This window comes from Kitasatospora sp. NPDC101183 (assembly GCF_044767945.1).
Lineage (GTDB): Bacteria > Actinomycetota > Actinomycetes > Streptomycetales > Streptomycetaceae > Kitasatospora.
This window is the reverse complement of the sequence record NZ_JBIWOW010000006.1, coordinates 34,969-61,655: the sequence shown is the minus strand read 5'-3', so window position 1 is coordinate 61,655 and position 26,687 is coordinate 34,969. Positions and strand designations below refer to the sequence as shown.

The 26,687-nt window shown below is 74.8% G+C and carries 22 protein-coding genes; 4 read left to right on the top strand and 18 right to left on the bottom strand.

Annotation, left to right across the window (positions count from 1 at the left end; genetic code table 11):
• Nucleotides 1–21: 21 nt before the first annotated feature.
• The gene (locus ACIRRS_RS09495) at nt 22–1,392 is read right to left on the bottom strand and encodes a family 2 encapsulin nanocompartment cargo protein terpene cyclase (protein ID WP_402967156.1); all 1,371 of its coding nucleotides are present in this window, start codon (nt 1,390–1,392) and stop codon (nt 22–24) included.
• A 442-nt stretch (nt 1,393–1,834) separates the two neighbouring features.
• Between ACIRRS_RS09495 and ACIRRS_RS09490 the strand changes: the two genes are divergently transcribed.
• The gene (locus ACIRRS_RS09490; RefSeq protein ID WP_402967948.1) at nt 1,835–3,157 is read left to right on the top strand and encodes a radical SAM protein; all 1,323 of its coding nucleotides are present in this window, start codon (nt 1,835–1,837) and stop codon (nt 3,155–3,157) included.
• A 15-nt stretch (nt 3,158–3,172) separates the two neighbouring features.
• Here ACIRRS_RS09490 and ACIRRS_RS09485 read toward each other — a convergent pair whose 3' ends face one another.
• From ACIRRS_RS09485 to ACIRRS_RS09405, 17 genes are all read right to left on the bottom strand, one after another.
• Complete coding sequence (locus ACIRRS_RS09485; protein WP_402967154.1) at nt 3,173–4,258, bottom strand: NADase-type glycan-binding domain-containing protein; 1,086 nt, start codon at nt 4,256–4,258, stop codon at nt 3,173–3,175.
• A 3-nt stretch (nt 4,259–4,261) separates the two neighbouring features.
• Entirely contained in the window at nt 4,262–4,834 is a 573-nt protein-coding gene (locus ACIRRS_RS09480; protein ID WP_402967152.1) for a phage tail protein, read from the bottom strand.
• Nucleotides 4,831–6,789, bottom strand: a complete 1,959-nt coding sequence (locus ACIRRS_RS09475; protein WP_402967150.1) for a putative baseplate assembly protein — start codon at nt 6,787–6,789, stop codon at nt 4,831–4,833. The genes ACIRRS_RS09480 and ACIRRS_RS09475 overlap by 4 nt, the downstream gene beginning before the upstream one ends.
• Nucleotides 6,789–7,229, bottom strand: coding sequence for a GPW/gp25 family protein (locus tag ACIRRS_RS09470; protein ID WP_402967148.1), 441 nt, complete (start codon nt 7,227–7,229; stop codon nt 6,789–6,791). Before ACIRRS_RS09470 ends, ACIRRS_RS09475 begins: the two co-directional genes overlap by 1 nt.
• On the bottom strand, nt 7,226–7,537 hold the full coding sequence (locus tag ACIRRS_RS09465; RefSeq protein WP_402967146.1) for a PAAR domain-containing protein: 312 nt from the start codon (nt 7,535–7,537) through the stop codon (nt 7,226–7,228). The genes ACIRRS_RS09470 and ACIRRS_RS09465 overlap by 4 nt, the downstream gene beginning before the upstream one ends.
• 96 nt (nt 7,538–7,633) lie before the next feature.
• The gene (locus ACIRRS_RS09460; RefSeq protein WP_402967144.1) at nt 7,634–9,415 is read right to left on the bottom strand and encodes a VgrG-related protein; all 1,782 of its coding nucleotides are present in this window, start codon (nt 9,413–9,415) and stop codon (nt 7,634–7,636) included.
• Entirely contained in the window at nt 9,412–10,134 is a 723-nt protein-coding gene (locus ACIRRS_RS09455; RefSeq protein ID WP_402967143.1) for a LysM peptidoglycan-binding domain-containing protein, read from the bottom strand. The genes ACIRRS_RS09460 and ACIRRS_RS09455 overlap by 4 nt, the downstream gene beginning before the upstream one ends.
• A gap of 37 nt (nt 10,135–10,171) precedes the next feature.
• Nucleotides 10,172–10,597, bottom strand: a complete 426-nt coding sequence (locus ACIRRS_RS09450; protein WP_402967142.1) for a phage tail protein — start codon at nt 10,595–10,597, stop codon at nt 10,172–10,174.
• Nucleotides 10,598–10,633: 36 nt separating this feature from the next.
• A complete protein-coding gene (locus tag ACIRRS_RS09445) occupies nt 10,634–10,945 on the bottom strand; it encodes a hypothetical protein (protein ID WP_402967140.1) in 312 nt (103 codons plus the stop codon).
• Nucleotides 10,946–13,528: 2,583 nt separating this feature from the next.
• Complete coding sequence (locus ACIRRS_RS09440; RefSeq protein ID WP_402967138.1) at nt 13,529–13,687, bottom strand: DUF6760 family protein; 159 nt, start codon at nt 13,685–13,687, stop codon at nt 13,529–13,531.
• The gene (locus tag ACIRRS_RS09435) at nt 13,684–14,160 is read right to left on the bottom strand and encodes a hypothetical protein (protein WP_402967136.1); all 477 of its coding nucleotides are present in this window, start codon (nt 14,158–14,160) and stop codon (nt 13,684–13,686) included. Before ACIRRS_RS09435 ends, ACIRRS_RS09440 begins: the two co-directional genes overlap by 4 nt.
• Nucleotides 14,157–14,597 (bottom strand): phage tail protein, encoded by a 441-nt coding sequence (locus ACIRRS_RS09430; protein WP_030290301.1) that lies wholly within the window; start codon nt 14,595–14,597, stop codon nt 14,157–14,159. Before ACIRRS_RS09430 ends, ACIRRS_RS09435 begins: the two co-directional genes overlap by 4 nt.
• 100 nt (nt 14,598–14,697) lie before the next feature.
• A complete protein-coding gene (locus ACIRRS_RS09425; protein WP_402967134.1) occupies nt 14,698–16,230 on the bottom strand; it encodes a phage tail sheath family protein in 1,533 nt (510 codons plus the stop codon).
• 115 nt (nt 16,231–16,345) lie between these two features.
• Nucleotides 16,346–18,379: an AAA family ATPase gene (locus ACIRRS_RS09420; RefSeq protein WP_402967132.1), complete on the bottom strand. Its 2,034-nt coding sequence runs from the start codon at nt 18,377–18,379 to the stop codon at nt 16,346–16,348.
• The gene (locus ACIRRS_RS09415) at nt 18,376–19,083 is read right to left on the bottom strand and encodes a DUF4255 domain-containing protein (protein WP_402967130.1); all 708 of its coding nucleotides are present in this window, start codon (nt 19,081–19,083) and stop codon (nt 18,376–18,378) included. The genes ACIRRS_RS09420 and ACIRRS_RS09415 overlap by 4 nt, the downstream gene beginning before the upstream one ends.
• A complete protein-coding gene (locus tag ACIRRS_RS09410) occupies nt 19,080–22,286 on the bottom strand; it encodes a hypothetical protein (protein WP_402967128.1) in 3,207 nt (1,068 codons plus the stop codon). Before ACIRRS_RS09410 ends, ACIRRS_RS09415 begins: the two co-directional genes overlap by 4 nt.
• A gap of 176 nt (nt 22,287–22,462) precedes the next feature.
• Complete coding sequence (locus ACIRRS_RS09405; protein WP_402967126.1) at nt 22,463–23,176, bottom strand: LuxR C-terminal-related transcriptional regulator; 714 nt, start codon at nt 23,174–23,176, stop codon at nt 22,463–22,465.
• A gap of 260 nt (nt 23,177–23,436) precedes the next feature.
• On the opposite strand from ACIRRS_RS09405, the gene ACIRRS_RS09400 reads away from it, so the two are divergent.
• From ACIRRS_RS09400 to ACIRRS_RS09390, 3 genes are all read left to right on the top strand, one after another.
• Nucleotides 23,437–24,720, top strand: a complete 1,284-nt coding sequence (locus tag ACIRRS_RS09400; RefSeq protein ID WP_402967124.1) for a hydrolytic protein — start codon at nt 23,437–23,439, stop codon at nt 24,718–24,720.
• A 237-nt stretch (nt 24,721–24,957) separates the two neighbouring features.
• On the top strand, nt 24,958–26,322 hold the full coding sequence (locus ACIRRS_RS09395) for a HEAT repeat domain-containing protein (protein WP_402967122.1): 1,365 nt from the start codon (nt 24,958–24,960) through the stop codon (nt 26,320–26,322).
• The gene (locus ACIRRS_RS09390; RefSeq protein WP_402967120.1) at nt 26,319–26,681 is read left to right on the top strand and encodes a hypothetical protein; all 363 of its coding nucleotides are present in this window, start codon (nt 26,319–26,321) and stop codon (nt 26,679–26,681) included. The genes ACIRRS_RS09395 and ACIRRS_RS09390 overlap by 4 nt, the downstream gene beginning before the upstream one ends.
• The last annotated feature ends 6 nt before the right edge of the window (nt 26,682–26,687 follow it).

The following is a 26,687-nucleotide window of genomic DNA, read 5'->3' as shown; positions in this document are numbered from 1 at the left end:
GGCAGCACTGTCGACGGCTGGTTACCAGAAGTCGGGCAGGCTGTAGCGGTGCGTGTTGGTCTGGTGCCAGTGGTGGTTGCCGTCGAGCCAGGCGGCCACGCCGCGCAGGAAACGCACGAGCGTCGGTACCGGGCAGGCGACGGCCAGGGCCGCCGACTCGGCCTCGAAGGCGTGCATCAGGTCGTTGTGGACCTCGACGGCCTTCAGGTAGCCCTCCTGGCGCGAGACGTTCTCGCGTTCGGAGATCACCACGGGCAGGTTCAGGTGCAGGCCGGGACTGGCCAGTTCCTTGGTGTACGAGTACAGGTCGTTGACGATCGTGGTGGCGTTGCCGGCCAGCGCGATCACCCGCTGGAGGGCGGGCAGGGCGTGCAGCTCGGCGGGCAGCTCGTAGCCGCCGACCGTGTCCGTGATCGTCGGACAGGGGCGGAAGTTGTTGAACTGGCGCATCGCCAGGTACTCCCACACCTCCGGGACGTGCTCGGCCTCGGCCCAGGAGGCCTCGGCCAGGTAGCCCATGTGCAGCCGCGCCATGTCGTGCCGGAAGCGGTCCGCCTGGGAGGGTGTGGAGGCGCGGACGAAGTAGTCCATCGCCGAGCGGTACGAGCGCCGGGGCGCGTCCTCGGAGAGCGAGGCCTCCCAGGCCGGGTGGTACTCCGGCGTGGTGTGCAGCGGGTCCAGTGCGGTGTGCGCGAGCAGCAGGCGGCTGCCGAGGCCGACCGGTGAGCCGCCGAGGTCCTCGCAGTAGCAGTCGTCCACCGCGTTCTCGGCGACCATGAGCCGGGCCGCGAGCATCAGGTGGTCGATGCTCGGCGCGTCCGGGTGGCAGGCCACCATGTAGCGGCCGGTGGAGAACCCGTCGAAGTCCTTCTCCCACTCCGGCGGGTAGAGCTCGATCTCGTCGATCGCCCATTCCTTGATCCGCTGGCTCAGCAGTTCCACGCGCAGCGGGTCGGGCTCAGCGATGGGGTGGTGGTAGAGGCCCGGGATGGGGTCGCCCGTCTGCGGCTTGCCGCTGGGCGCGGCGGAGGCTGCCGGCGCGGCCACCTCGGCGAGCACCTGGGCGATGAGCCCGGACAGCCCGTTGGACGGGTGCCGGATCAGCTCGACGGCAGGGGACTCCACCACGGGCGCCTCGGCGGAGGGCGGCTCGACGGTGGGGCTCTCGGCGGCCGGGGCCTCGACGGACGGCAGCGCGAGGGCGGGATGTGCCACGAGGGCGGGAGGTGCCGCGGGGACGGGAGGCACCGCCACCGGGGCCTCGGCACCCTCGGCGACCTCGACGGTTTCCACGGCGGGCGGCTCCGCCACGGGTGCGGGCGCGAACTGGAGCCCCGCGGTGCCCAGTCCGGTCGGTCCGCGCAGGATGCGGTCGATCGCCGTCGAGGTCATGACGGCACCACCGCGGCGACGGCGTGACCGGGCGGGGTCTGCGCTCTGGTGCGCACGGACATGGAGACTCCTCCGGGAAGGAAAGGATCGCTCGATAGGACGGTTCGTCAGCTGGCCTGCTGAGCAAGGGAATCTCCGGACGCGCGGGCTCCGTCTCGCTCGCGACCCAACCGTAGGGGCGTAAGGCGCTCAGGAAACGCTCTGGACGATCTTCTACACCCGATTAGGTGAACGTTCGTGCTTATGGCGTTTGAAACGCGCCCCCGGTGTACACCGGTCCGCCCCACGCCCCCGGCGCGCCTCCGCGCCGTTCCCCCGGCCCCTGTCGCCCGCGTCACACCCGCCGCCCCGGCACCCCCGATCGGCCCGGGTTCGCATAAGGAGGAGAAGAATGGCCGTCGGCGCCGTCGCTGGTGGCGGGGCCGAGAAGGAGGACCAGCGCATGCAGAGCGAGACCGGCAGCCGTACCGCCCTCGTCGAGGACCTGATGGGGCGCTTCCCCGACGTGCCCCGGGAGGCGGTGATCAAGGAGGACCTGCTGCGCGGCGGCATGGCCTTCGACGAGTCCGCCCTCAGCGGCAGCACCGGGGCCGGGGGCGGCGAGGTCAAACCGAAGTCGTACTTCATCTTCTCCTTCGACCACCGCACCCTCCCCGAGCTCGGCGCCGCCGCCCTCAACCGGCCGCCGGAGGAGGTCGTGCTGACCGGCGGACCGTACGGGCTGCGCCGCACGGTGGTGTCGGTGCGCGTCAACCCGGACTCCCCGTACCGGGTCGGCGCGGGGGACGACGGCACGCTGGGCCTCTACCTGGACGGCGCGCGGATCGCCGACGTCGGCCTGCCGCCGATGCCCGACTACTACCGGCACACCCTGGCCAACGGGAAGTCGGTGATGGAGGTCGCCCCGACCATCCAGTGGGGTTACCTGATCTACCTCACGGTCTTCCGGGTCTGCCAGTACTTCGGCGCCAAGGAGGAGTGCCAGTACTGCGACATCAACCACAACTGGCGTCAGCACAAGGCCGCCGGCCGCCCGTACACCGGCGTCAAGCCCGTCGAGGAGGTGCTGGAGGCGCTGGCGATCATCGACGAGCACGACACCGCCCGCACCTCCACGGCGTACACCCTCACCGGCGGCGCCGTCACCTCGCAGGTCGGCGGGAAGGACGAGGCCGACTTCTACGGCCAGTACGCCAAGGCCATCGAGGAGCGCTTCCCCGGCCGCTGGATCGGCAAGGTCGTCGCCCAGGCGCTGCCGCGCGAGGACGTCCAGCGCTTCCACGACTACGGGGTGCGGATCTACCACCCCAACTTCGAGGTCTGGGACAAGCGGCTGTTCGAGCTGTACTGCCCGGGCAAGGAGCGCTACGTCGGCCGGGACGAGTGGCACCGCCGCATCCTCGACTCCACCGAGGTGTTCGGGCCCGAGAACGTCATCCCCAACTTCGTCGCGGGCGTGGAGATGGCCGCGCCGCACGGCTTCACCACCGTCGACGAGGCCATCTCCTCCACCGAGGAGGGCCTGCGGTACTTCATGTCGCACGGCGTCGTGCCGCGCTTCACCACCTGGTGCCCCGAGCCGACCACCCCGCTCGGCAAGGCCAACCCGGGCGGGGCGCCGCTGGAGTACCACATCCGGCTGCTCCAGACCTACCGGGGGACGCTGGAGGAGTTCGGCCTCTCCTCCCCGCCCGGGTACGGGCCGGCCGGGCCGGGCAACGCGGTGTTCTCGGTGAGCTCCTTCATGGACTCGCTGACGGGCTGAGGCGCCCCCCGGAGGTCACGTCCGCTTGAAGAACTCGACCTCGGCCAGGGCGATGCTGCGGCCGGGGCCCGCGCCGGCGGCCTCGCGGACGGTGAGCCGCACCTGGACCACGTCGCTGATCCCGGTGGCCACCGTCTGCGGGCCCGGGCGGTCCTCCAGCGTCACCTGCTGGTGGTGCGTCCCGCCGTCCTTGTCCGTGACGTCCAGGGCGAGGACGACGGGGCGGGCCTGCTGGTGGAACTTCTCCGGGTCCGGGGCGGCGCCGGTGTGGACGATCAGGTCCACCAGCCGGAACGGGGAGCGGAACGAGAAGGTGATGGAGCCGCCGACGGCGGGGGCTCCCCAGTAGGTGTTGGTGACGCCGTCGTCGGCCGCCGTCGCGGGGTGGCCCTCGACGGCCGCGCTCGCCTCGGTGGCGGAGGGGGCGACGGCGGCCGTGGAGCCGAGCTTGTCCAGCACGTCCTGGAAGGCGCGCTCCCCCGCCGGGTAGAACACGATCCCCGCGACCACCAGGGCGGCCAGCACCAGCAGCGCGATCGTGCGCCGCAGCACGGTGCCCGAGCCGCCGATGCGCACCCGGCGGCGGAAGGGCCAGCGGGTGCGCCACCACGGCAGCGGGGGCGGCGGGGCCTTGACGGCGAGCGGGGCGGCGCAGCGGCGGCAGAAGCGGCGCTCGGGCAGGTTGGGGGTGCCGCACTTGGGGCAGGGCGGGCCGTCCTGGGTGTCGTCGGGGCCGGTGGGGCGGACGACGGGGCGGGGGGCCTCGGGCTTGGCGGGCCGGACGGCGATGGGGTCGGGGCGGGGGTCGGTCTTCGGTTCCGGCTGTACGGGCTGGGGCTGTACTGGCTGTACTGGCTGGACGGGCTGTGACGTTACGGGCTGTGGCCGTACGGGCTTCTCCGCCGGCTTCTCGGGTTCCGTCGCCGTCGGTTCGGGCTTCTGCGCGGGCTCCTCGGGCCCCGTCGCCTCGGGCCCCGTCGCCTCAGGTCCTGCGGGCTCCTCGCGCACGGCCGCCCCCGACCAGCCGAGGTAGGCGCCGCAGTTGCCGCAGAAGTCGTCCCCCTGCGCATTGGCCGTTCCGCACTCCGGGCACACCGCCATCCGTCACCCCTCCGCTCGGCCGGGCGGGCCCGGCAGGATCTCCACCCGGCAGCTCAGGTGGACCGGGCAGCCCGCCCTCACCACGGCGAGCACCTGGCCCTCGTCCGGTTCCGTACCGCTCAACGCGCTCAACGGCCAGGCCCGGACGAGAAGTTCGCCGCTCGGCGCGGGCGGCAGGTCGGCGCCGGCGGTGGTGGACCAGGCGGCCCCGCCGCCGTCCACGATCTCGGCGCCCACCCCCAGCACGAGCCGCAGCCGTTCGACCAGGCCGCGCCGGGTGCCGCGCCAGCGGTGCAGTTCCACCGCGCGGCCGACGACGGCGCGGCGCACCTCCAGCGGCCAGGCCCCGTCCGTCTCCACCGCGACCCAGGAGGCCAGCCAGTCGACGAAGTCCGCCGGGGCCAGCCGGGGTTGGAGGTAGGCGGGCAGGTTGTCGAGGGTGGCGAAGACGGGGGCGAGGACGGTGTCCAGGCCGGCGGTGAAGCGCTGGGCGAAGTCGTCGTCGGCGAAGAGCGCGGGCAGCAGCGCGCCGATCGGATGGGGGCTGGGCAGCCCGGGGACGGCGGCGCGGGTCATGCCGTGCCCTCCTCGGCCGGGGTGACGATCACCTGGTGCTGGTGGGAGAAGGCGAGGGCGTCCGGCGGGACCTCGATCCGCTCGGCGGGCGCGCCCCGGCGGCCGGTGATCGGGTCCGCCGGGAAGAGCCGCAGCTCCTCGACCCCGGCGACGGCGGCGACGCGCTGGAGCACGGCGAACACCTCTCCGTAGCGCACGGCCCGTCCGAAGGGCCAGCCGGTGCCGTCCGGGCCTCCGCGCAGCGGGTTGAGGTGGCGGTAGAGCGCGGCGAGCGCGGCCTCCCGGACGCGGTCCGGGTCCGGGGAGCGGGTGGTGAGCCGGGCGACGACCGTCACGCCCTGGTAGGCGGGCGGCTGGACGAGCAGCCGGGTGCCGATCAGCCGCCGCTCGTCGAGGGCGGTGGCGACGGCGGCGAGCACCTGCTCGTCGGGGATCAGCTGCTCGAAGCGCAGCCGGTCGCCGTCGTCGGCGACGGCCTCGGGGACGACCAGCACCCGGACGGCGCCGGGCTCGCCGGGGGCGGCGGGCACGCAGCTGATCCGGGCGGCGGAGGGGGCGGCCTGGCGGGCGATCAGCTCGTAGTCCCCGGCGGTCACGGCCCGTCCCTGGAGCCGGAGTTGGTGCGGGGCGCGCTGCTTGGCGTTGTCGACGCTCTCGCCGTCCACCCCGCCCCGGGCGGCCTCGCGGTTGTCGACCCGGGCGATGTACGGGACGGAGCTGCGCAGCACGGTGATCGTGCCGCGGGCGACGTTGCCCGCCGTGCCGCCGCCCGTGCGGTAGCTCGGCACGCGCAGGCGGGCGCCCTTGGGCGGGACGGCGCCGAAGGCGCGCAGGGTGCCGTCCGGCTCCCGTACGGCGGGCGGGAGGTGGAACTCGCCGGTGGTGGCGTCGAGGACCACGTGCCGGTCGGTGGGCGCGGAGTCACCGAAGTGCTCGACGACCGTCCAGCGCTCCCAGCCCTCGCCGTTCGAGACCTCGACGGCCGGGGGCCCCGCGTCGAGCAGGACGGGCGGCCGGGCGAGCCGGTAGCGCTGACCGGCGACGCCCTCGGAGGTGCCGAGCTGGGCGTCGGTGACGGTCTGGGCGTGGGCGGCCGTCGCGGTGCCGCCGACGGTGAAGACCTCGGCGCTGCGGATGGTCGGGGACTCGGAGTAGAAGGGCTGGCCGGGGCGCGGTTCGGTGACGCGGCAGCGCAGCCAGCCCGCGCGGCGGCCGGAGACCACGGAGGCGGTGTGGCCGGCGGGGACGAACACCACCACCTCGCCCGGCCGGTTGAGGCCGCCGGTGGTGTCGGCGCCGGTCTCGCAGGCCGTCCAGCGGGCGCCGTCCCAGGCCTCCCAGGCCAGCGGCGGCTGCCGGGGGTCGACGCCGACGCCCTCGACGCGGCTGTCCAGGCGGACGGTCAGGATGCAGCGCGGGACGGCGGCGGGGAGGGCGAGGAGCATGGCGTCCCCGGCCTCGGGGCGGGCCTGGAAGCAGGGCACGTCCGTGCCCTCGGCGAGCCGGGCCGTGCGGTCGGCCTGCTCCCCGGCGGCGGAGACGGTGATCAGGCGCTCCAGGGTGCTGGGGACGATCGGGAGGTCCTCGGCGGTGGCGAGGACGACGGCCTCGTCGGTCTCGGTGCGCAGGGTGGAGACCTCGGTGCCCGCGCGCAGCAGGACGGTCTCGGGCTGCGGGGCGGAGAGCCAGAAGTCGACCTCGGCGCGGGCGGCGGCGGGCGGGAAGAGGCGCACGCCGAGGAGGTCGAGGAAGGCGGCGTAGTTCTTCTCGGGGACGCGGTTGAGGCGGTAGAGGAGCTGGTCGACGAGGTAGGCGAAGGTCTCGATGAGGGTGACGCCGGGGTCGGAGACGTTGTGGTCGGTCCACTCGGGGGCGCGCTGCTGGACGTAGCGCTTGGCCTCGTCGACGAGTTGCTGGAAGCGGCGGTCGTCCAGGTTCGGGGAGGGCAGGGCCATCAGTTCGCGCCCCCGTCCGTCCGGAGGGCCTCGGCGGCCCGGTCCGGGTGCTCGGGGATCGTGTAGAAGGGGAAGACGAGGTTGCGGCGGTCGTTGGTGGAGCGGACGGTGTAGTGGACGTCGATGTAGAGGGTGCCCTCGTCGACGCCGTCGAAGGCGATCACCACGTCGTCCACCTCGATGCGGGGCTCCCAGCGCTCCAGGGCCAGGCGCACCTCGCGGGCGATGCGGCCCGCGGTCGTGCCGTCGCCGGGGGCGAAGACGTACTCGTGGATGCCGCAGCCGAATTCGGGGCGCATCGGGCGCTCGCCGGGGGCGGTGCCGAGGACGAGGCGGATGGCCTCGGCGATCTCGCGGTCGCGTTCCACCATGCCGATGCCGCCGGTGGCGTTGACGCGCAGGGGGAAGGCCCAGCCGCGCCCGATGAAGCTCGCGGTCATATCGCGCCCCCGATCAGCACGTTGAAGGCGCCCGCGACGATCGCGGCGCCGCAGACGGTCTTGTCGCCCATGCGGGCGGCGGGCAGGCCGCCGATGAGGACCACTCCCCCGGTGAGGCCGCCGAGGTCGGGCTCGACGAGGTTGGCGGGGCCGAGTTCGACGTGCGGGACGCAGGCGTGCAGGGTGCCGACCACGGCGGCGGGGCGGCCGCCGATCAGCACCGTCGCCACCTTGAGGGCGCCCGGCGGCGGGGTGGTGAGGACGCCGCCGTGGTCGGTGGGGTCGCCGGTCCGGGCTGCGGGGGGCATGTGCGGGTCTCCGTTCGGGGTTCGACGCGTGGTTCGTTCGACGTGCGGTTCGTTCGACGTGCGGTTCGTTCGACGTGCGGTTCGTTCGACGTGTGGTCAGTTGATGCGCACCAGTGCGGCCTTGAGCACCGCCTCGGCCCCGCCGTCGACGGTGACGGCGGCCGTTCCGCGCACGGTCACGGAGGAGCCGCGCACGTTCACCTCGCCGGTGCCCGCGTCGAGGGTGATGCCGGAGGGGGACAGCCGTACGGTGCTGCCCGCGCCGCCGCCGAGGCCGTGGACGGTGAGGACGATCTCCCCGGCGCGCTGGTCGAGCTTGACCTCCAGCTTCCCGTCGCCGCTGGCCAGCCGGACCCCGGAGGCCCCGCCCGGAACGTCGAGCAGCTCCAGCCGGTGGCCCGAACGGGAGACGACGGAGCGGCGGTTGACGGTGCCGGAGCCGGCGTCGACCAGCGGCACGTCGTGCGGGGAGGGCCGGTCCACGCCGTTGTAGAGGCCGCCGAGGACGTACGGGCTGTCCAGGTCGCCCTGCTCGAAGCCGACGAGCACCTCGTCGTTGACCTCGGGGGTGATCACCCCGCCGCCGCCCTGGCCGCCCCACTGCACGGTGCGCACCCAGTCGGAGACGTAGGTGTCGTCCAGCCAGGGGAACTTGAGCCGCACCCAGCCGCGCTGCCCCTGCTCCGGCTCGCGGACGTCCGTCACCAGGGCGACGGCCAGCCCGGGCATCCGGGGCCCGCGCGGCGGCGCGCTGCCGCCGGTGACCAGCCCGGCCAGCGAGCGGTCCGGGGCCGCGCTGACCACCACCGTGGTGCGGTAGCCCCGGAAGGGTTCGAGCAGGTGGCGCACCCCGGTGGCGGTGTAGCGGCCGGAGAAGGCGGCGCCGACGTTGCCCAGGGCGACGGCCGTCCCCGCCCGCAGCCTCGGGTTGCCCTCGACGACGGCCTCCAGCTCGCCGAACCCGGAGGCCACGGAGGCGGCCAGCGAACGGGCCGCGGCGGCCGTCTCCGCCTGAGTGCGGTACGGGGTGTCGGCGACGGTCAGTTTGGCCGCCGGGCCGGGGAAGGCGGAGGCCGCGACGGCGGGGCTCATGCCCGGCTGGACGGTCGGGGAGGTCACGGACGGCTCGGTGGCGACCAGGGCGCGCTTGGTGGTGACGTTCCAGCCCCGCGCCTCGACGGTGCCCGCCCCGGCGGCGCCGGTGAGCACCCCGCGCAGCTCCAGCAGGTTGCGGCCGTACTCCAGCACCAGCGGGCTCTGCGGCGCGGGCGTGGACGGCGCGGGCGCGCCCGAGGCGGGATCGGGGCGGACGAACTCCAGCCGCCCCTCGTCGTCCACCCGCACCTGGGCGCCGCTCTCCTGCGCCAGGAAGGAGAGGAACTCCCAGTCCGGGACGTTCGCCTGGGACAGCTGCTGGTGGACGACGGGAAAGGAGTCGACCTTCCCGCACTCCAGCCCGGCCCCGGAGGCGACCTCGCGGACGATGTCGGCGGTGGTCATGTTCCGGAAGGCCTTCACCCGGCGGCCGCGCATCAGGCGGTGCGTCACCGCCGAGGCCCGCACCACGGTGTACGAGCCGGTGGCGTCCACCTCCAGCTCCAGCGCCGTCACCTCGCCGGTGAACAGGCGCACCCGGGTGTTGCCCTGGACGGTGACCACGGAGACCTTCAGCTGCGTGCCGATGGTGACGCCCGTCGCGGAGAGGAAGGTGTGGTCGGCGTCGCGGAAGGACAGCACGGCCGTGTCGGGCAGGCCGACGCTCTCCTCGATGTCGCAGGAGACCAGTTGGGCGGCCCAGACCGGCGGCAGCGGGCCCGGCGCCTCGACCACCGGGTCGGCGGCGAAGGCCCGGCCTCCCCGGGCCTCGGGGGTGGTCACGGCCGGCCTCCCCGGGTGAGTTCGTCGATCCCCGGGACGATCAGCTCCGCGCCGGGGGCGAGCACCATCGGGTCGTCGATGTCGTTGGCCTCCGCGATGGTGCGCCAGGCCGTCGCGTCGCCGTACGCGCGCCAGGCGATCAGCGGCAGGCTGTCGCCGGCGATCACCCGGTGGGTGCTGCGGGCCTCGGGCGAACCGGAGGTCGGGTTCTGGCCGGCCGGGTCGACGCTGGCCTCGTCGATGGTGAGGGAGCAGACGGCGCGCAGCGGGTTCCCGTCCACGTCGAAGAGCGTGTACGAGACGGACAGGCCGGTCAGCACGCCGTTGAAGGAGGTGGTGGTGGAGGTGCCCCAGTCCAGGCGGATCCACGGGCTGGCGGGGGTCTTGCGGGCGAGGCTGGCCGGGGTCGGCACGCAGGCCGTCATCAGCTGCTCGACCGCGCGCTCCACGGAGTTGTCGTGGGTGGCGGTGGCGTCGAGGAACACGTCGAGGGAGAGGGAGCGCGGGCCGCTGCCGACGAATTCGGGCAGGGCCGACTGGCCCGCCATCCGGGAGGGCGTGCGGCGCCACTCGGTGCTCTTGCGCAGCGAGAGGGTGGCGGGGTTGAACTGCAGCGGCAGGCGCGCGAGCGCGCCGCCGGGCTGGGCTCCGACGGTGGACGGGGGCTCCATGATGGTCAGTTGGGCCCGGGTGACGCTCGCGGGGACGGTGGCGGACATGGTGGGCTGCTCCTCTCTCCTCTCCGTGGCCGCTGCTCTAGGACGGGCGCAGGCCCGCGTGGGCGATCTCCAGGCTCTCGGTGGCGGCCTGGGAGCTGGACGGGTCGAAGGAGGGGCCGTCCCAGCGGACCGGGACGATCCCGAGGACCTGCCAGCCGACGATCCGGCTCAGGTCGGGGCGCAGGGCGACGATCTCGCCGTCCTTCGGTTCGACCTTGCGGACGATCTCGCTCAGCCAGCGGGCGATCTTCGTGGTGTCGGCGGTGACGGCGCGGCTGAGCGTGATGTTGGACCAGGTGATGCGGCCGGGGAGCTGCCAGGCGAAGCCGTTGTTCCCGCCCTCGGCGTACTGCTCGATCTCGACCTGGGCGCCGAGGCCCGAGCAGGTGGTGAACTCGCCGAGGTCGTTGCCGCCGATGGTGAGGCTGAAGAAGACGCTGGTGGCGAAGATGTTGTCGGTCATCCGTTCCTGTTCCCTGGTCCCTGGTTGTTGCTGTTCTCAGCGGCGGCCGTCGTACGGGCGCCCGGTGCGTTCCCTGCCCCTGCGGAGGTCGGTGCGCAGAAGGCGCGCGAGGGGTTCGACCAGGCGGCGGGCGAGCTCGTCGAGGTCGGCGGGCTCGGTGGGGTGGGGCGGTGGCGGGGCCTTCGTCGGCGGTGCGGCCTGGGTGGTGGAGGTGCGTGCCTGCACGGGGGTCAGCGGGATCCCGGTCAGGCCCGCCTGTTCGGCGACGCGCTGCAGCACGCGGGCGGGGGCGGCGGGGCCGCTCGGGGCGGACTGCGGTGCGTGGTGCTGGGCCTGGGGCCGGAGCACGGCGGGGAGGGGTGGGGGTGCGCCGACCTGCGGGGGCGCGGGGCGTACGAGCGGGGGGTGGGGCGCGGCGGGTGGGGCGGCGATGCGCTGGACGGGGGGTGGGGTGCTGCGGCGCGGCTGGAACGATCGTTGGTCCGACGAGCGGTTCCGGGACGAGCGCTGGACTGCCGGTGCGGCGGCGGGCGCCGGGGCTGCGGAGATCGGCTGGCGTGGTGCGGTTCCGTCACCGAACGATCGTCCGGCCGACGAACGGTTCCGGTCCGAGCGCTGAACCGCTGAGGCCGCACCGGGTACCGGGGCGACGGTGGACGGCGGGCCCGATGCCGTTCGATCGCTGGACGATCGTCCGCCTGACGAACGGTCGGGCACCGAACGGCCCTGGGAGGGCGGCTCAGCAACCGATCGTTCCTCCGACGAACGGTTCCGGACCGAACGCTGAGCCACCGGTGCGGTAGTCGGCGCCGGGGCTGGGGCTGGGGCTGGGGTGGACGGCTGGCGTGGCGTGGTTCGGTCGCCGAACGATCGTCCGGCCGACGAACGCTTCCAGGCCGAACGCTGAACCACCGGCGCCGTGCCGGGCTCCGCGTCCTCGGCGGCCGCCGGGCTGACCGGCGTCGACCTCCCGCCGAACGATCGTCCGACCGACGAACGGTCCCGTGCCGAACGGCCCCGCTCCGAACGGCCCCATGAGGGCGCCTCGCCGAACGATCGTTTCTCCGACGAACGGTTCCCGGGTGAACGCTGAACCACGGGTACGGCTGCGGACGGCTGACCCTGAGCCGACTCACCGCCGAACGATCGTCCGGCTGACGAACGGTCCCGTGCCGAACGCTGGAACACCGACGAGCTCCGGCGCGAAGCGCCCGGTGTCGGCGTTTCGCCGACCGATCGCTCCTGCGGCGATCGTCGTGACCCCGAACGCCCCGGAGCAGACGGCCGACCGTACGACCCGTCGCTCGGCGCCACCGGCTCGCGGGCAGGCTCGGCGTTCGTGAGCGGCGCGACCGACCTGCGTCGGACGACCGGGACCGGTGGCCGCGCGGTGGCCGATCCCGTTGCGGGCGGGGCCGGGAGGGCGACCTTCAGCGGGCGCTCGCCGATCAGCCCCAACCGCCGACCGATGGGCTCCGCCACGGCCCGCTGCACGCCCCGGCCTCCGGGCGCCGTCCTGACCCGGACCACGGGAACGGCCGAGCCGGGCCGGGCCGAGCCCGCACCTCCGTCGGCCTGGGCCCCGCTAGCCCCGACAGCCCCGACGGCCTCGGCGGCCTGCGTCACGGTCCTGGTGGCGGCAGGCACGGCCGTCGGCCGCTCCGCGACGGCCTTGGCGGGCGTGGTCCGCACCGACGGCCCGCGGCGGCCCGGCAGCCGAGCCGCCGCAGTCGGCGGCAGCGCATCGAGAGGAGCACCGAGGCCCGTACGCCTGCTCGCCCCGCCAGGCCGCTGAGGCGCGGGGGAAGGATCGGAGGCACCGCGGGTGCCCCGCACCACGCCCTCCCCCGTCCTCGGGGCGGGCGGAGAACCCACCGGAGCGACGGGCAGCACCTGGCCAGGGGCCGTACGCTCGCCGCCGACCGCAGGCGTGGCACGCGCGGGCGTGGCACTCGCGGGCATCGCCGTCAGCGGTGCGCCGAGGACCGGGCGGGCCGCCGAGGCCGGGCGTCCTCCCGCCTCGGGCACGGCGACGGCGGCAGGGCCGGTCGTGGCCGGCTGCTCGCCATCCGCGGATCGGGCCACCGGGCTCGGCATCCCGCCTGCCGCAGCCCGGGCCACGGGCAGGGAGCGCGTGGGAAGCGACCGGGGGCGGCGCGCCACGACCAGCGATTCACCGACCGATCGCAGCCGCGACGAACGGTTGCGATCCGAACGCTCGACACGATCGGGTGAGGCCGTCTCCCGAGCGGCAGCCGGGGCGGCACCGCCCGGCTCCTCCACCCCCTGAGCGTCAGACCCACCGGCAACAGCACCGGTCGACCCGACAGCCGGGTGCTCCTGACGACCAGGCGAAACCTTTCTCTGCGCGCCCTGCCCGGACGGCGTGTCCCGCTCGGCCGAAACCCGCCCAGCCGAGACCCGCCCCTCCTCCGACGGTCGGCGCGGGCCGGACCCGCCTCCCGCGCGGGTCCGGCCCGGCGCCGCGCTCACCCGCACCGGGAGCCGCCGCCTCGGCAGCGCCCGCTGGACGGGCCGAGCCGACTCCTCCGCCCCGCCTCCGGCGTCGGCGGCGTCGGCCGTCCCGACCTCACCGGTGAACACGGGCAGCTCGAGCCCGGCCCCCGCCGAGTGGATCGGCGACGCGAGCGGCACCGCCACCGCCCGCAGGATTCCCGCCGGGGCGGAGGGCATGACGGCGTGGCCCAGCGGCCCGCTCAGCGACGGGTCCTGCCAGGCGCTCAGCCGCGACCGGAACCGCAGCCCGTCGCTGACGCCCCGCGACGACGCCGCGAGGGTCGGCACCAGCGGCCGTACGTCCCGCCAGCCCTCCGGACGCGGCGGCACCGGGCCCCGTACCGGACCCGGCGCCGGGGCGGCAGCCTCCTCCGACGCCCGCCGCCGCTGCCCGAACCACTCCCGCAGTCCCACCTACCCGCCCTCCCCCACCCGGACGTTGAGCCGCGCGATCTCGCGCACCCACTGCCCGCGCTCGTGGTGGGTGAGGTCGAGGACGTCCTCCCGCTGCCAGTGGAAGTAGTACGCGATGTACGCGATCTCCTCGTACAACCGAGCAGGCGCGTACGTCACGATTCCCCCAGGCGCCCACCGGCGAGGTCGACCTCGAAGGCGCCGTCGCAGTGCGGGCAGGTCACGGCGGCGCGCGTGTGGCCCTCGCTGTTGATCCGCTGGTAGAGGTCCTGGAGGAACGCCACGTCCGTCGCGTACATCCGCTCGACGATCCCCGCGTGCACCTCGGGCACGTCCCCCAGCCGGGTGATGACGTGGCTGAGCAGCACGACGCTCAGGTACGCCGGGTTCTCCTTCACCCGCAGGTCGATCTGCGGCATCAGCTCGTCGCGCGCGGTGGCCAGGCGCATCGCGCCGTAGCGGTGGACGGTGCCCTCGTCGTCGACGTAGCCGATCGGCAGCTCGAACTCGAACTCGGTGTGCGGCGCTCGCCCCTGGGGCGCCCGGGAGGCCCCGGGCGCCGGGGCGGGCGACGGCTCCTGGGCCGCCGGCGCCCGCTCCAGCAACTCGTCGAGGCCGATGCGTCGCCTCACTCGACGCTGATCTCTTCGAAGACGATGGTGACCGTCTCCGTCGCCGCGCTGGACTCGCCCGCGCTCAGCGTGGGGCCCTCCCACCGGCTCGCCCAGGCGTTGGTGAGCTGGATGCGCCGCAGCGTGGCGCCGGTGGTGTCCTTGACCTCGATGGTGAGGTTCTGGCGCGCGGTGTTGATCGCCCCGTTGTTGAGGGTCTCCTTGATCCAGTCCGTGAACGCGCCGCTCTTGTCGAGGCCGCGGGTGATCGTGACCTCCCCGGGCAGCCGCGCGCCGGGCTGCTTGCGGACGATCAGCTTGCCCTCCTGGGTCACCTGCTTGTACTCGACGACGTCCTGTTCGACCGTCAGGTTGCTGATCTCCTTGACGGACTCGACGTTGTAGCCGCCGAGTTGGACGCCGAAGATGTGTGTGGAGAGCGGATCGCCTTCAGCCATGGCGTGCTGTCACCTTCCAATCCGATGCGCGAGGCGCGTTGTGCGATGTGCAGTGGGCGAGGGCGTGTGCGAGGGCGTGGGCCTGGGCCTGGGCCTGGGGTCACTCGTCGACGAGGCTCGTGCTGTCGGAGAACTGCGACAGCCGGAACACCACGAACTCGGCCGGCTTCACCGGCGAGACCCCGATCTCGCAGACGACCTGCCCGAGGTCCACGGACTCCGGCGGGTTGTTGTCGCGGTCGCACTTGACGTAGAAGGCCTCGGCGGCGGTCTGGCCGAACAGCGCCCCGCGCCGCCACTCCTCGGTGAGGAACGCGGTGATGTTGCGGCGGATGCTGGACCAGAGCCGGTCGTCGTTGGGTTCGAAGACGACCCACTGGGTGCCCAGGAGGATCGACTCCTCCAGGTAGTTGAACAGCCGGCGCACGTTGAGGTAGCGCCAGGCCGGGTCGGAGGCGAGCGTGCGCGCGCCCCAGATCCGGATGCCGCGGCCGGGGAAGGCCCGGATGCAGTTGACGCCGATCGGGTTCAGCAGGTCCTGCTCGCCCTTGCTGAGCCGCAGTTCGAGGTCCACCGCGCCCCGGATGACCTCGTTGGCGGGCGCCTTGTGGACCCCGCGCTCGGCGTCGCTGCGCGCCCAGACCCCGGCGGCGTGGCCGCTGGGCGGGACGAGCACGTTGCGGCCGCCCGCCGGGTCGAACACCTTGATCCACGGGTAGTAGAGCGCGGCGTAGCGTGAGTCGTAGCCCGCCTCGTCGTTGCGCCAGGTGCGCATCCGCTGGGCGTTGAGGCCGGGCGGCGGGTCGAGGACGGCGATGCGGTCGCCCATCTGCTCGCAGTGCGAGATGACGGCGAGCTGCACGGTGCGCACGCCCTCCTCGTCGAGGTCGCCGCGCTGGTAGGCGCTCATCAGGTCGGGGACGGCGACCATGGTGATCTCGTCGATCGCCTCCAGGCCGGAGAAGCCGGTACGGGCGGCGGCGTCGCCGACGTACTCGGCGGCGTCGAGCCGGCCGGTGGGGGCCGTGGCGGGCGCGGGGGCGGCGGGCAGGGCGAGGGTCTGCCGCTCGGGGCGGCCGGGCGCGGCGCCGGGCTGCTCGGCGACGGCGACGAGCTTGGACTCCCGCAGCTGGGTGACGACGTAGCCCTTGGTGTTCTTCCGGGTCGAGACCTCGTACGTCTCCGCGACCTCGGCACCCCGGCGCACGAGGACGCGGAAGCGGTCCTCGGGGACGTTCTCGCCCTCCACGTCGGCGATCTCGACGCTCACCTCGCCGCCCGCGCCGGGCAGGGCCGTGAACAGGAACCCGGCGTGCGCGACGGGCTGCGGCGCGGCGGCCTTCTCCCCGCCCGCCGCCTGCCGCGCGGCCGGGTCGCCGACCCGCACGACGTACGCGGAGCCGCCGCCGTTGGCGAAGTAGCCGTACACGGCGTGGGCCAGGTAGGTGCCCTCGGTGAAACCGCCGAAGCGCTGGACGTACTGGTCCCAGTTGGTGACGAGCGTGGGCTCGTGGAAGGGGCCGGCCTCGGCGAAGCCGACGAACGCGGCGACGGCCGTGCCGACGCCCTCGATCGGCCGCGCACCGGACTGGACCTCCTCCACGTACACGCCCGGGGTCAGGTACGACGGCATTCGCGCTCCTTCGGGTGGCCGGTCGTTCGCCCCCGAGTCTGCTGCGGGGCGCCCGCCGGGGACATGTCCCGAAGTCCCGGACCGGGGGCAAGGTCACTGCCCCGCGGGGCACTTCCTAACTGTCCAGACCGTCCAGGCTGTCCAGAACACGCATCCAGGGGCCGAACTCGCTCTCCAGCACCAGCCTCCCGAGCTTGCGGTACTCGCCGACGATCGCCCCGACCAGTTGCGCCATGCCCAGCGGGGCGCCCGTCCCGGCGGCGAGGTAGGCGGCGGAGACGGCGCAGGCGCGGATGGAGCCGCCGCTGAGTTCGAAGGCGCGGGCGCAGAAGTCCAGGTCGAGGTCGTCCTTCCTGGGCAGGTGGGGGCCCAGGCAGCGGTCCCACAGCAGGCGCCGCTGGGCCTCGTCGGGCAGCGGGAACTCGGCGATGACGTCGATCCGGCGGGTGAAGGCCTCGTCGAGGTTGGCGCGCAGGTTGGTGGTGAGCACGGCGAGGCCGTCGAAGGACTCCAGGCGCTGGAGCAGGTAGGCCGTCTCGACGTTGGCGTGCCGGTCGTGGGCGTCCTTGACCTGGGAGCGCTTGCCGAAGAGGGCGTCGGCCTCGTCGAAGAGGAGCACGGCGTTGACCTGGGCGGCCTCGGTGAAGACGCGTTCGAGGTTCTTCTCGGTCTCGCCGACGTACTTGTCGACGACGGTGGACAGGTCCACCACGTAGAGCTCCATGCCGAGTTCGGCGGCGACCACCTCCGCCGACATGGTCTTGCCGGTGCCGGACTCCCCCGCGAACAGGGCGATGACGCCGTGGCCGCGCCCGCCGCCGGGGCGCATCCGCCAGGTGCCGAGCACCTGGTCGCGGTGGCGGGCGCGCAGGACGAGTTCGCGCAGCCGGCCGGCGGTGGGGGCGGGGAGCACGAGGTCCTCCCAGCCGACGCCGGGGTCGATGCGGCGGGCGAGGCGGGCCAGTCCCGCGCTGTTCTGGGCCCGGACGGCGGCGCGCAGGCCGTCCGGGTGCAGCGCGCGGCCCTCGGCGGCGGCGGTGCGGACGGCGAGGGCGGCGGCGCGCCGCAGCTGCTCGTGGTCGAGGCGGTGGGCGGCCACGGCCTCGGCGATCTCCCCCGCGTCGACGGGGGCTCCGGCGGCGGTGAGCGCGTGGGCCCACTGGCGGGCGCGGTCGGCCGCGTCGGGCGGCGGGAGGGTGATCGTGACGGGGCTCTCCTCCGCCCAGCCCGGGTCCCAGGCCTGCGGGCCGTACGCGATCAGGCGCAGCCCGGCGAGGGCCGCGCACAGCCCGCGCACCAGGGCGGCGCGCTCGGGCCGTTGGGGTTCGAGCCGGTCGATCGGCCCGAGCACCACCCCTCCGCCGTGCAGCCGTGCCTCGCGGGCGAGGGCCCGTACGGTGTGGCGGTCGCCGTGGGCGGCCAGGGCTGCGGCGTCGACGACCAGGGGCGGCGGGGCGCCGTCGGCCGTCAGGGCGGCGACGGCCTGCGGGGCGGCGTGGCCGGAGCGGTCGAGGAGGTACAGGAAGCCGGTCGGGAGGCGGGTTCCGAGGGCGACGGGCGCGGTGCGGCGGGCGATCCCGGCGAGCGCGGCGTCCGGTTCGTCGTCGCCGAGCAGATGCGCCGTGACCCGGTCCGGGACGCGCAACACTCGTGAGAGCAGAGGCCGTTCGGGTTCGGTGACCTCCAGCAGGCCGCCGGCGACCAGCGGCGCCCCGGGCGAGAGGCGGAAGCGGCCGGCGCCCGCGCTGGGCAGTCCGCACAGGGCGAGGGCCAGGGCGACGGTGGGGCGGCGCCGGGTGAGGTCGTCGTTGAGGTAGCCGTAGAGCGGCTCGAAGCGGGTGTCGAGGTCGGGGGCGAGGGCGACCGTCAGGAGGTCGAGGTCCACGGGCAGCAGCCCGAACTCCTCGGCGAGGCGGGCGAGTCGGGATCCGGCGGGCGGCTCGGCCGACATCGGCACGGCCGCGCCCGTACGGAGGGCGGCGTCGGAGGCGAGGATGCGCTCGACGGCCTCGGGGGCGAGGTACTGGCCCCGGTACGGGTCGTCCGGGTCCGGGTCGTCGGCGCGGCGGTCGCGGACGGCCTCGCGCACCCGCCGCTCGACCTCCCCCAGCCGCGCCCAGAGGCCGCCCGGCCCGGTGTCGGGGCTCACCGGGGCGCCGTCCCGCGTCGGCGGCGGCCGGGCGGCAGCGGCAGTTCGCGGGGCGCGGCGAAGCCGTCCGGGCCGGGGTCGGCGGCGCCGTCGTAGCGCAGGCGGCGCCCCGGCGCGTCCCCGGGCGCGGTGTGGACGGTGTCGGAGACCCTGGCGACCAGCCCCTCCGTGACGGGCGGGCCCGCCGGGGTGCGGGCGCCGGGCAGCGGGGCGAGGACCCTCAGGTCGATCGAGGGCCGCAGCTCGCCGCCGAGCGCGGACCAGACGTCGGACACCGAGGGCAGCCCGGTGTCGCGCCCGGCGATGTCGAGGGGGACGGTGAGGCCGAGGCGGGCGAGGCCGCCGGTGAGCAGCCGGGCGGGCAGGGCGTCGACGGCGGTGAGGCACTGCAACACCTCGGCCAGCAGCCGGTGTTCGTCCTGCGCCCGGTTGGTCCAGACGGTGACCAGGTAGGCCAGTTCGAACCAGCGGGGCGCGCCGTGGTGGGCGACGGCCATGCCGTCGGCGTCGTGCTCGGCGACGGTGCCGGACTGGCGGCGGTCGGCGTCCTCGCGCAGCGCGTAGAGGAAGGCGCTGACGGTGGGCGCGTTGCGCCGGGCGGCGAAGTCCCGGGTGGGCGCGTCGAAGACGATCTCGACGCCGCGCTCGGGCAGTCCGGTCTCGGTGAGCAGCAGGCGCAGCGCCTCGTCGACCTCGTGGATCACCGGCGTTCCACCTCCCCCGGCGGGCCGATGCTGCCCTCGACGACGAGGAAGGGGGTGGTGACCGGGGAGAAGCCGGGGCCGCTGGCGGTGATGGTGCGCGGGCCGGTCTCGTCCTTGGGGAGGATGAGCAGTTGGCCGGCGAAGGTGCCGTCGGCCTTGGGGTGGACGGGCGCGGCGGAGGCGGTGATGCCGGGCTGCCAGGTGAGGGTGACGGGCGCGCCGGGCGGGAAGTCGACGCCGCGTACGGAGGTCACGAAGCCGGGCTTGCCGATGGGCGGCACGGCGACGATCCGGGGCTGGAGGATGCGCAGCGGGGTGGCGGCGCGGTGGGGGCCGGGGATGGCGTCGGTGCCGGTGGTGGTGAGTTCAGCGGTGATGACGGTGTCGAGGGCCGCCTTGGGCGAGAGGACGACCTGGAGGGTCTGGCTGCGGCCGGGGGGCAGGTCGGCGAGCTGGCAGCCGGCGCCGGCCGCGCGGTCGGCGCGGCAGGCCGGGGGCAGCGGCCCGGTGGGGACTCCGGCGGGCAGGCCGAGGGTGAGGCGCAGGCCGGTGGCGAGGGCCTGGCCGTCGTTGCGGACGGTGTAGGTGACGGTGACGCGGCCGCCGACGTAGCCGGGGTTGGGCTGGGCCTCGACGGCGACGGCCGGGCCCGCCAGGGGTGCGGGCGGCGGCGGGGGCGGGGGTGCCGTGGTGGGCGTGACAGGCGGAGTGGGCGTCGTGGGCGCAGTGGTCGTCGTGGGCGGGGGCGAGCTCGGCGGGTCGGCGATCACGGGCAGGACCGTCCGGGCGGAGCCCTCCCCCGGGTCCGGGTCGACGACCGTCCCGGTGACGCCCCAGCCGAACTCCCTCGGCCCGGCCAGGGTGCCGATCAGCGTGGCGCCGATCCGCACCTGTTCGCCGGGGGCCAGCAGGCCAAGCTCGCAGCGCAGCGCGGCGGCGTCGCAGCGCCCGGTCGGGGTGGTGAGGCGGCCGAGCCGGGCGCCGGTGGGCACGGAGACGGTGAGGACGGTGCCGGGCGAGGGCGCGGGGCCCTTGTTGGCGACGGTGACGGTCACCTCGGTGCCGTCGTTCACCCGCACCTCGGGGGCGCGGGCGGGCGCGGTGAGGGCCAGGTGGACGCCCAGCTGGACGGCGGGCTCCTTCTGGCGCCCGGGCAGCCGCCCGGTCAGCGGGGTGAGGGTGCGGGCGGCGAAGTCGTAGACCGCCAGCTGCTCGGGCGAGTTGGGCGCGAGGGCCCGGCGGGTGGTGAGCACCAGCTGGGCGCCGTTGGCCGTCCAGGCGGCGTCGCGGGGCTGGAACGGGCCGGTGTCGGGCGTCTCGGGCAGCGGCCGGGTACAGGCGCCCGCGCCGAGGCCGGCGGGCAGGACGACGGTGCAGTCGGTGCCGGTCGGCGAGGTGACGAGGAGGCCGTCCTGCCGGTTGTTCCCGCCGTTGCCGGCCTTGCGGTTGAAGGCGAGGCGGCGGCCGTCCGGGGAGAAGACGGGGCTGTCGTCGATGACGGCGCAGGTGCCGGGGCAGATCCGGCGGCTGAGGTCGCTCTGGCGGGCGGAGTCGTCGGCGGGCGCCGTCCAGATGTGGAGGTTGCCCGCGTTCCCGTCGACGACGGCCGTACGGGAGAAGGCGATCAGCGTGCCGTCCGGGGACCAGTGGGGCTCGGCGTCGGAGGCGGCCTCCTGGCCGGCGGGCGGGGTGACGGTGGCGAGGATCGCGCCGGTGGCGACGTCGGCGATCAGCAGGCGGCCGGGGCCGCCCGGGGTGCTGCGGCTGAAGACGATCCGGCGGCCGTCCGGGGAGAGGGCGGGGTCGGTGTCCCGGTCGAGCGGGCCGCGACCGGCGAGGTCCAGCGGCCGGGGGCCGGTGCCGTCCGCGTCGGCGAGCCAGATCCGTTCGGCGCGGCCGCCGCCGGGCGCGTCCTCGTAGCGGGTCGCCACGAGCCCTCGGCCGTCCGGGGTGTAGGACTGCCGCTCGTACCAGGGGTCGAAGCCGGGGCGGGGGTGGAAGAGGGGGTCGGCGGCGGGGTTCGGGTCGGTGGTGGTGTCGGCGGCCGGGTCCTCTCGGAGGACGCTGATGCCGAGGTCGCGCGGGTCGCTGCCGTCCGGGCGGATGTCCTGCACGTCGGCGACGTTCGCGGCGGAACCGCTCGTCTGCTCGACGACCGGTCCGCCCTTGTCCTGTGGTCCGAGCCACGTCGGCGTCGCGATCAGGCGGTCGGCGCTGTAGAGCAGGCTCGGCGCCTCGCAGGAGCAGGTGGGCGCGCGGTAGAGGTTGACGACCGCCGACGGCGGCGTGGAGTCGAGCCGGTCGGCGCTGAGGAACAGGACGCCGCTGCCGTCGGGGAGGTACGCGGCGGAGCCGGTCCTCCAGGTGGAGCCGGTGGCGCGGAAGAAGGGCTTGTCGCCGCCGGTGGGCGAGGTGACCATCAGGGTGCGGCCCTGGGCGGCGCCCTGGTCCCAGGTGTAGACGATCTCGTTGCGGTGGGCGTCGTCGTTGACCGGGTTCCAGGTCGGGTCGACGGCGTCGCCGGTGGGGACGTGGGTGATCTTGACGGGAGCGCCGCCCTCGAACGGCCGCAGGTAGATCTGGCGGTGCGCCGGATCGCCCGTGCAGGAGTACGCGATCCACTTGCCGTCCGGGGAGACCGTCGGGTGCGTCTCGTCCGCCGCGCCGTCGGTGATGCGGCGCAGGCCGGTGCCGTCCCGTTCGACCGCCCACAGCACGTGCTGGGGCCGCCCGCCGGGGCCGGTGGGCTCGACGGCCTCGAAGACGATGCCCTTGCCGTCCGGGGCCAGGGCGGGGTGGGCGGTGTCCATGCCGGTGGTGAGCCTGCGGACGGAGCCGGTGGCATCGCGCAGGTAGACCTGCGGGAGGGGGCTGTCGCGCAGGCTGGTGAAGACCAGGTCGTCGCCCCGGGCGGACGGGTCCCGGTCGAAGTGCACAGGGCCGGGCCCGAACAGCCGGGCGCTGCCCGCCGCGCCGGTGACCGTGGCGAGGCCCCGGTGGTTCGTCCCGGCGTAGACGATCCGCCCGGCGTCCTGGACGGCGGCGGCCGTCCCCTTGGCGCCTCCCGGGCCGGAGGGCGCGGCGATGCCGAGGATCGGCAGGGCCACCGCCAGCGCGAGCAGGACGGCGCCGACGGCCCGGCCCGGCCGCCGGGCGAAGCGGGCGGCCGGGGCGGGGCGGGCGGTGCCGGTGGCGCGGATCACGCTCGACCTCACAGGGTGTCAGGGGCGGTCTCCCCGCAGTCTCCCCGGCCCGGGCGCGCGGCGGCAGGGCCGGGGCGCCCGAGCCGGGGGAAGCGGCCGCTGCCCGGGAGGGCAGGCGGCCGTGCCTGTTGCTCGTAGCCTCCGAAGCCTCCGCGGCCTCCGTGGCCTCCGTGGCCTCAGATCAGGCCGCGGCGCAGGGCGTACCCCACGGCGTGCGCCCGGTTGCGCAGGCCGAGGCGGGTGATGATCTCGTGCAGCACGTTCTTGACGGTCCGTTCGGAGTACGAGGTCTTCGCGGCGATCTCGCTGGTGTCGAAGCCCTCGGCGACCAGCCTCAGCATCTCCGCCTCCCGGGCCGTCAGGGTGGACAGGGTCAGGCCCCGCCCGTCGAGCATGGTGCGCTGCAGGGTGCCGATCCGGTCGAGCAGCTCCCCCAGGAGGTCGCCCGGCATCACGCCCTCGCCGGCCGCCAGGGCGGTGATGAGGTGCACCAGCCGGTCCTGGTCGGCCTCCGCGCGGCGCAGCACGGCGGCCACCCCGCACTCGACGATCGTCTGCAGCCCGCCCGCCTCGAACTGGCCCACCACCAGCCCGATCCGGCCGGAGGTGGCGAGCCGCAGCCGGCGCAGGTGCTCCGTCACGGCCTCGGTCAGGGCGTCGACGACCAGGAGGGAGACCTCCGCCCGGCCGGCCTGCGCCTCCGCCTCGCTGAGCAGCTCCACCTCGGGGCGCTGGCGCAGCTGTTGGACCACGCCGGTCTGCAGGATGAGGTCCTCCGCGTACACCGCCACCCGTATCTGGGCCTGCCGGCCGCGCAGTTGGGCGGGGACGCGGGGGTTCGGGTTCGCGGGGCGGACGGCTTCGTCGCGGGTCGTACCGGTCTGCGTCATCCTCTACTCCATTCTCCAGGGGACCTGTGGTGTGACGGCCCGCCGCCGGACGGGGCGGCCGGGCCGTTCTGGTCAGGCGGTCGTTCGGTCTGGTGGTCGTTCGGTCTTTCGGTCTTTCGGTCCGGTCGTCTTTCGGTCGGGTGGTCTTTCGGTCGGGTGGTCTTTCGCCCCGCCGGCTGTCAGCCCGGGCAAGGGGATGTGCCCCCGCCTTGCCCGCGCGGCCCTCTCCCGGGGGCGGGCGGCGGCCCTACCGTCGCGCTATGACCGCATCCGCATCCGCCGAACTCGCCCTCACCGCACTGACGGTGGAGCCCGGTGGCACGGCCACCACGACCCTGACGGTCCGCAACGACCTCGACATCGTGGAGGCGTACGCGCTGGAGGTGGTCGGCGACTGCGCCGCGTGGACGACGGTCGAGCCCGCCCGGGTCTCGCTGTACCCGGGTACCTCCGAGACGGTGACGGTGCGCCTCGCGCCGCCGCGCTCCGCCGAGGCGCGGGCCGGGGACTTCCCGCTGGGCATCCGGGTGCTGCCGGTCGAGCACCCGGAGCTGGCCACCGTGCCGGAGGCCACCGTCACCGTGCTGCCCTTCCACGAGCTGCGCGCGACCCTCGCGCCGCGCCGCCGCCGAGGCTGGCTGCGCGCCCGCTACCGGGCCTCGGTGCGCAACCTCGGCAACGCGCCCGCCGCCGTCGCGTTCACCCCCGGCCAGGCGGGCGAGGACCTGCGCTTCCGGGTCGCCCCCGAGAAGCTGCGCCTCGAACCGGGCGCCACGGGCGAGGTCCGGGTGCAGGCGCGGGCGCGGCGGCTGATCTGGTTCGGCAAGCCGACCACCTGGCCCTTCGAGGTCAAGGTCGCCCCGGAGGACGCCGATTCCCCCGGCCCTTCCGTCGACGGCGAGTTCGTCCAACTCGCCGTCCTCCCGAAGTGGCTGCTCGCCCTGCTGGCCGCCCTGATCGCCCTTCTCCTGGCCTGGTTCGCCCTGGTCCGCCCGGCGGTGCGCAGCTCCGCGAAGCAGGCCGCCGAACAGGCCGTCGCCCAGAAGTCCGCCACTCCGGCCGCTCCCGCCCCGGCTCCGGCCCCGGGAGCCGCCACCCCGGGCGATCCCGCGAGTGCCGACCCGGGCGGCCAGGGCAAGCCCGCCGCCGGCCAGCCGGCCTCGGGCTCCCGTGGCGGCGGGGCACAGATCAACGGCACCATCGACGTACAGGCCCCCAACGCCGGTACCGCCGTGGGCAGTTACCCCGTCCCGCACGGCAAGGTCCTGGACATCACGGACATCGTCGTCGCCAACTTCCAAGGCGACCAAGGTCTCTTGACCATCAAGGCGGGCGATCTGACGATCACCACGATCGCCTTGGAGACCTTCCGTAATCAGGACTACCACTGGGTGACTCCCATCCGGGTCTCCGAGGACCAGGCCGTGACGGCGAACGTGACCTGCGAGGCACCGGGCACCCCCGCCTCGGGCACCCAGGCCTCCACCTGCCACGAACTCGTCAACATCAGCGGAACCCTGAGCGACCTCCCCCGAAGTCACTGAACCGCACCCCCGTATCTCCCCCTACGTCCCGTGACCATGTCAACACGCGATCATCGCCACACCATCTCCACACACCCATCCAAACCGCCCCAACCCGCCCCCCTGCCCTCCCGGACACCCCACCACTGCCCCCAGCGACCACGAACTCTGCCCTACCCGGCAGTAACCCTGCCCCTCCCAGCACGGGGCAAGCTCCTTCGGATACGTTCCTCCCGTCACACTGCATCAGGGGGAGCGTTGACGGATTCCTCGTCCGACCTGGCCGACCGGTTGGCCTCGGCGGTGACCGCCCGGGACGCCCGCGCGGTACAGGCCTTGCTGGAAGAAGAAGGCGCGCCACCGGACGCCCCGGGGCCCGATGGCCTACCCCTGCTCTGCACGGCCGTGGCCGGGTTCGCCCCCCTCACCGCCGCGGCCCTGGTCGAGGCGGGCGCCGACCAGGACCGCGCACTGCCCGACGGCAGCACCCCGTTGCTGCGCGCCGTCGACTCCGGCTCCCCCGCACTGGTCACCGCGACACTCGGGAAGGCCCCTCGCCTCCGCCTGCCCGAGGCCTCCCGCCGACGGCTGCTCGACCTCGCCCGGCACTGGCACGAGACCGGCGCGGCCGAGGAGTTGGGCTACCGGACCGGAGCCGCCGGGCCGGCCGTCCGGCGCCGGATCGACGACCCCGACGGCGACGCGATCGAGGAGGTTTCCCTCGGCGGCCGCACCGTACGGAACGGACACGGCGCCATCCTGACTTACCTGGAGTGGGAGTTCGGCGTCATCCCGCCGGTCGCCGAGGTGGTGTCCCGCACCCTCCCGCAGGCGCAGGAGGACGACAGCACCTGGCACACCGCCGCCCACACCCTGAGCCGCCGCCTCGGCCCCCGCGTCCGCTCCGAACTCGCCGCCCTGCGCCACCACCCCGACCCCGTCCACCGCCGCTTCGCCGCCTCGGTCCTGTGGCACCGGGGCCTGCTGGTGACGGTCGACCGCGTATCGGACGTCGCCCCGGACGCCGACTTCCTCGCGTCCTGGGCACGGGACGAGGCTGACGGCGAAACCCTCGCCGCCGTCCTGAACGCCTACAACCTCCACGACCACCCGGCCCAGGAGGCCGTTGGACTGCCGCACCTCACCCACCCGGACCCACGCGTCCGCAGCGAGGCCGTCTTCTGCGCGAGCGCGGAGCAGACCGCCCGCGGCGATGCGGCCACCTCAGCCCTGCTCGCCCTCGTCCACGACCCCACCCCCGACGTCCGGGCCGCCGTCGCCCAGGCCCTCGCCGTACGCTTCACCGCCGACGGCCGCCTCGCACCGGCCCACCGGGACGCCCTGATCCTCCTGCTCCGCGACGACACCTCCCACGTACGGCGCCACGCCGCGCGGTCGCTCTCCCACTCCGACGACCGGGCCACCCCCACCATGGACGCCCTCCTCGCCCTCCTCGACGAGGACGACGCGGACCTGCGCCTCGAAGCGGCCGCCGCACTGGCCCACCGCGACGACCCGCGCACCGCGGAGGCGTGCGCGAGGGTCGGCCCCCTCGACGCCTTCCCCGACCACGACCCCCGCCTCTTCGCCCTCTGGCGCTACGGCACCGGCCCCGTTCGATGACGACAGATCCGACACGGGCGGGACCGCGCGCTCATCAGAAGCTGGATGCAACCGAGCCGATCGCCGGGTGGATCACGGCCCGCAACCTGCGCGCCTTCCTGGAACTGCTGTCCCACTACGCCGGTTACGCCTTCGACGCGACCGACTGGGACACCGTCGAGCTCGGCCTCCATGACACCGACGACGAGAACCCGGACGCCTGGTACGCGTACCCGCTGGTCGGCGCGAACGCCACCCTCGAGGCCCGACTCGCCCGTGCTGTCGGCGCCGAGGTGATCTCGGTCAGCATCGCCGGAGCCGAGGAGTACGACCTGCGACTGCGCGCCGACACCCTTCTGGCCGCCTTCGCCTGCACCTGACTCGCC

Excerpts from the sequence above, each read along its gene's own strand:
- ACIRRS_RS09475 (WP_402967150.1), bottom strand. The coding sequence starts at position 6,789 with ATGGCCCTGCCCTCCCCGAACCTGGACGACCGCCGCTTCCAGCAACTC.
- ACIRRS_RS09480 (WP_402967152.1), bottom strand. The coding sequence starts at position 4,834 with ATGACCCGCGCCGCCGTCCCCGGGCTGCCCAGCCCCCATCCGATCGGC.
- ACIRRS_RS09400 (WP_402967124.1), top strand. The coding sequence starts at position 23,437 with ATGACCGCATCCGCATCCGCCGAACTCGCCCTCACCGCACTGACGGTG.
- ACIRRS_RS09425 (WP_402967134.1), bottom strand. The coding sequence starts at position 16,230 with ATGCCGTCGTACCTGACCCCGGGCGTGTACGTGGAGGAGGTCCAGTCC.
- ACIRRS_RS09490 (WP_402967948.1), top strand. The coding sequence starts at position 1,835 with ATGCAGAGCGAGACCGGCAGCCGTACCGCCCTCGTCGAGGACCTGATG.
- ACIRRS_RS09390 (WP_402967120.1), top strand. The coding sequence starts at position 26,319 with ATGACGACAGATCCGACACGGGCGGGACCGCGCGCTCATCAGAAGCTG.
- ACIRRS_RS09455 (WP_402967143.1), bottom strand. The coding sequence starts at position 10,134 with ATGTCCGCCACCGTCCCCGCGAGCGTCACCCGGGCCCAACTGACCATC.
- ACIRRS_RS09465 (WP_402967146.1), bottom strand. The coding sequence starts at position 7,537 with ATGCCCCCCGCAGCCCGGACCGGCGACCCCACCGACCACGGCGGCGTC.
- ACIRRS_RS09450 (WP_402967142.1), bottom strand. The coding sequence starts at position 10,597 with ATGACCGACAACATCTTCGCCACCAGCGTCTTCTTCAGCCTCACCATC.
- ACIRRS_RS09430 (WP_030290301.1), bottom strand. The coding sequence starts at position 14,597 with ATGGCTGAAGGCGATCCGCTCTCCACACACATCTTCGGCGTCCAACTC.
- ACIRRS_RS09485 (WP_402967154.1), bottom strand. The coding sequence starts at position 4,258 with ATGGCGGTGTGCCCGGAGTGCGGAACGGCCAATGCGCAGGGGGACGAC.
- ACIRRS_RS09495 (WP_402967156.1), bottom strand. The coding sequence starts at position 1,392 with ATGACCTCGACGGCGATCGACCGCATCCTGCGCGGACCGACCGGACTG.
- ACIRRS_RS09470 (WP_402967148.1), bottom strand. The coding sequence starts at position 7,229 with ATGACCGCGAGCTTCATCGGGCGCGGCTGGGCCTTCCCCCTGCGCGTC.
- ACIRRS_RS09405 (WP_402967126.1), bottom strand. The coding sequence starts at position 23,176 with ATGACGCAGACCGGTACGACCCGCGACGAAGCCGTCCGCCCCGCGAAC.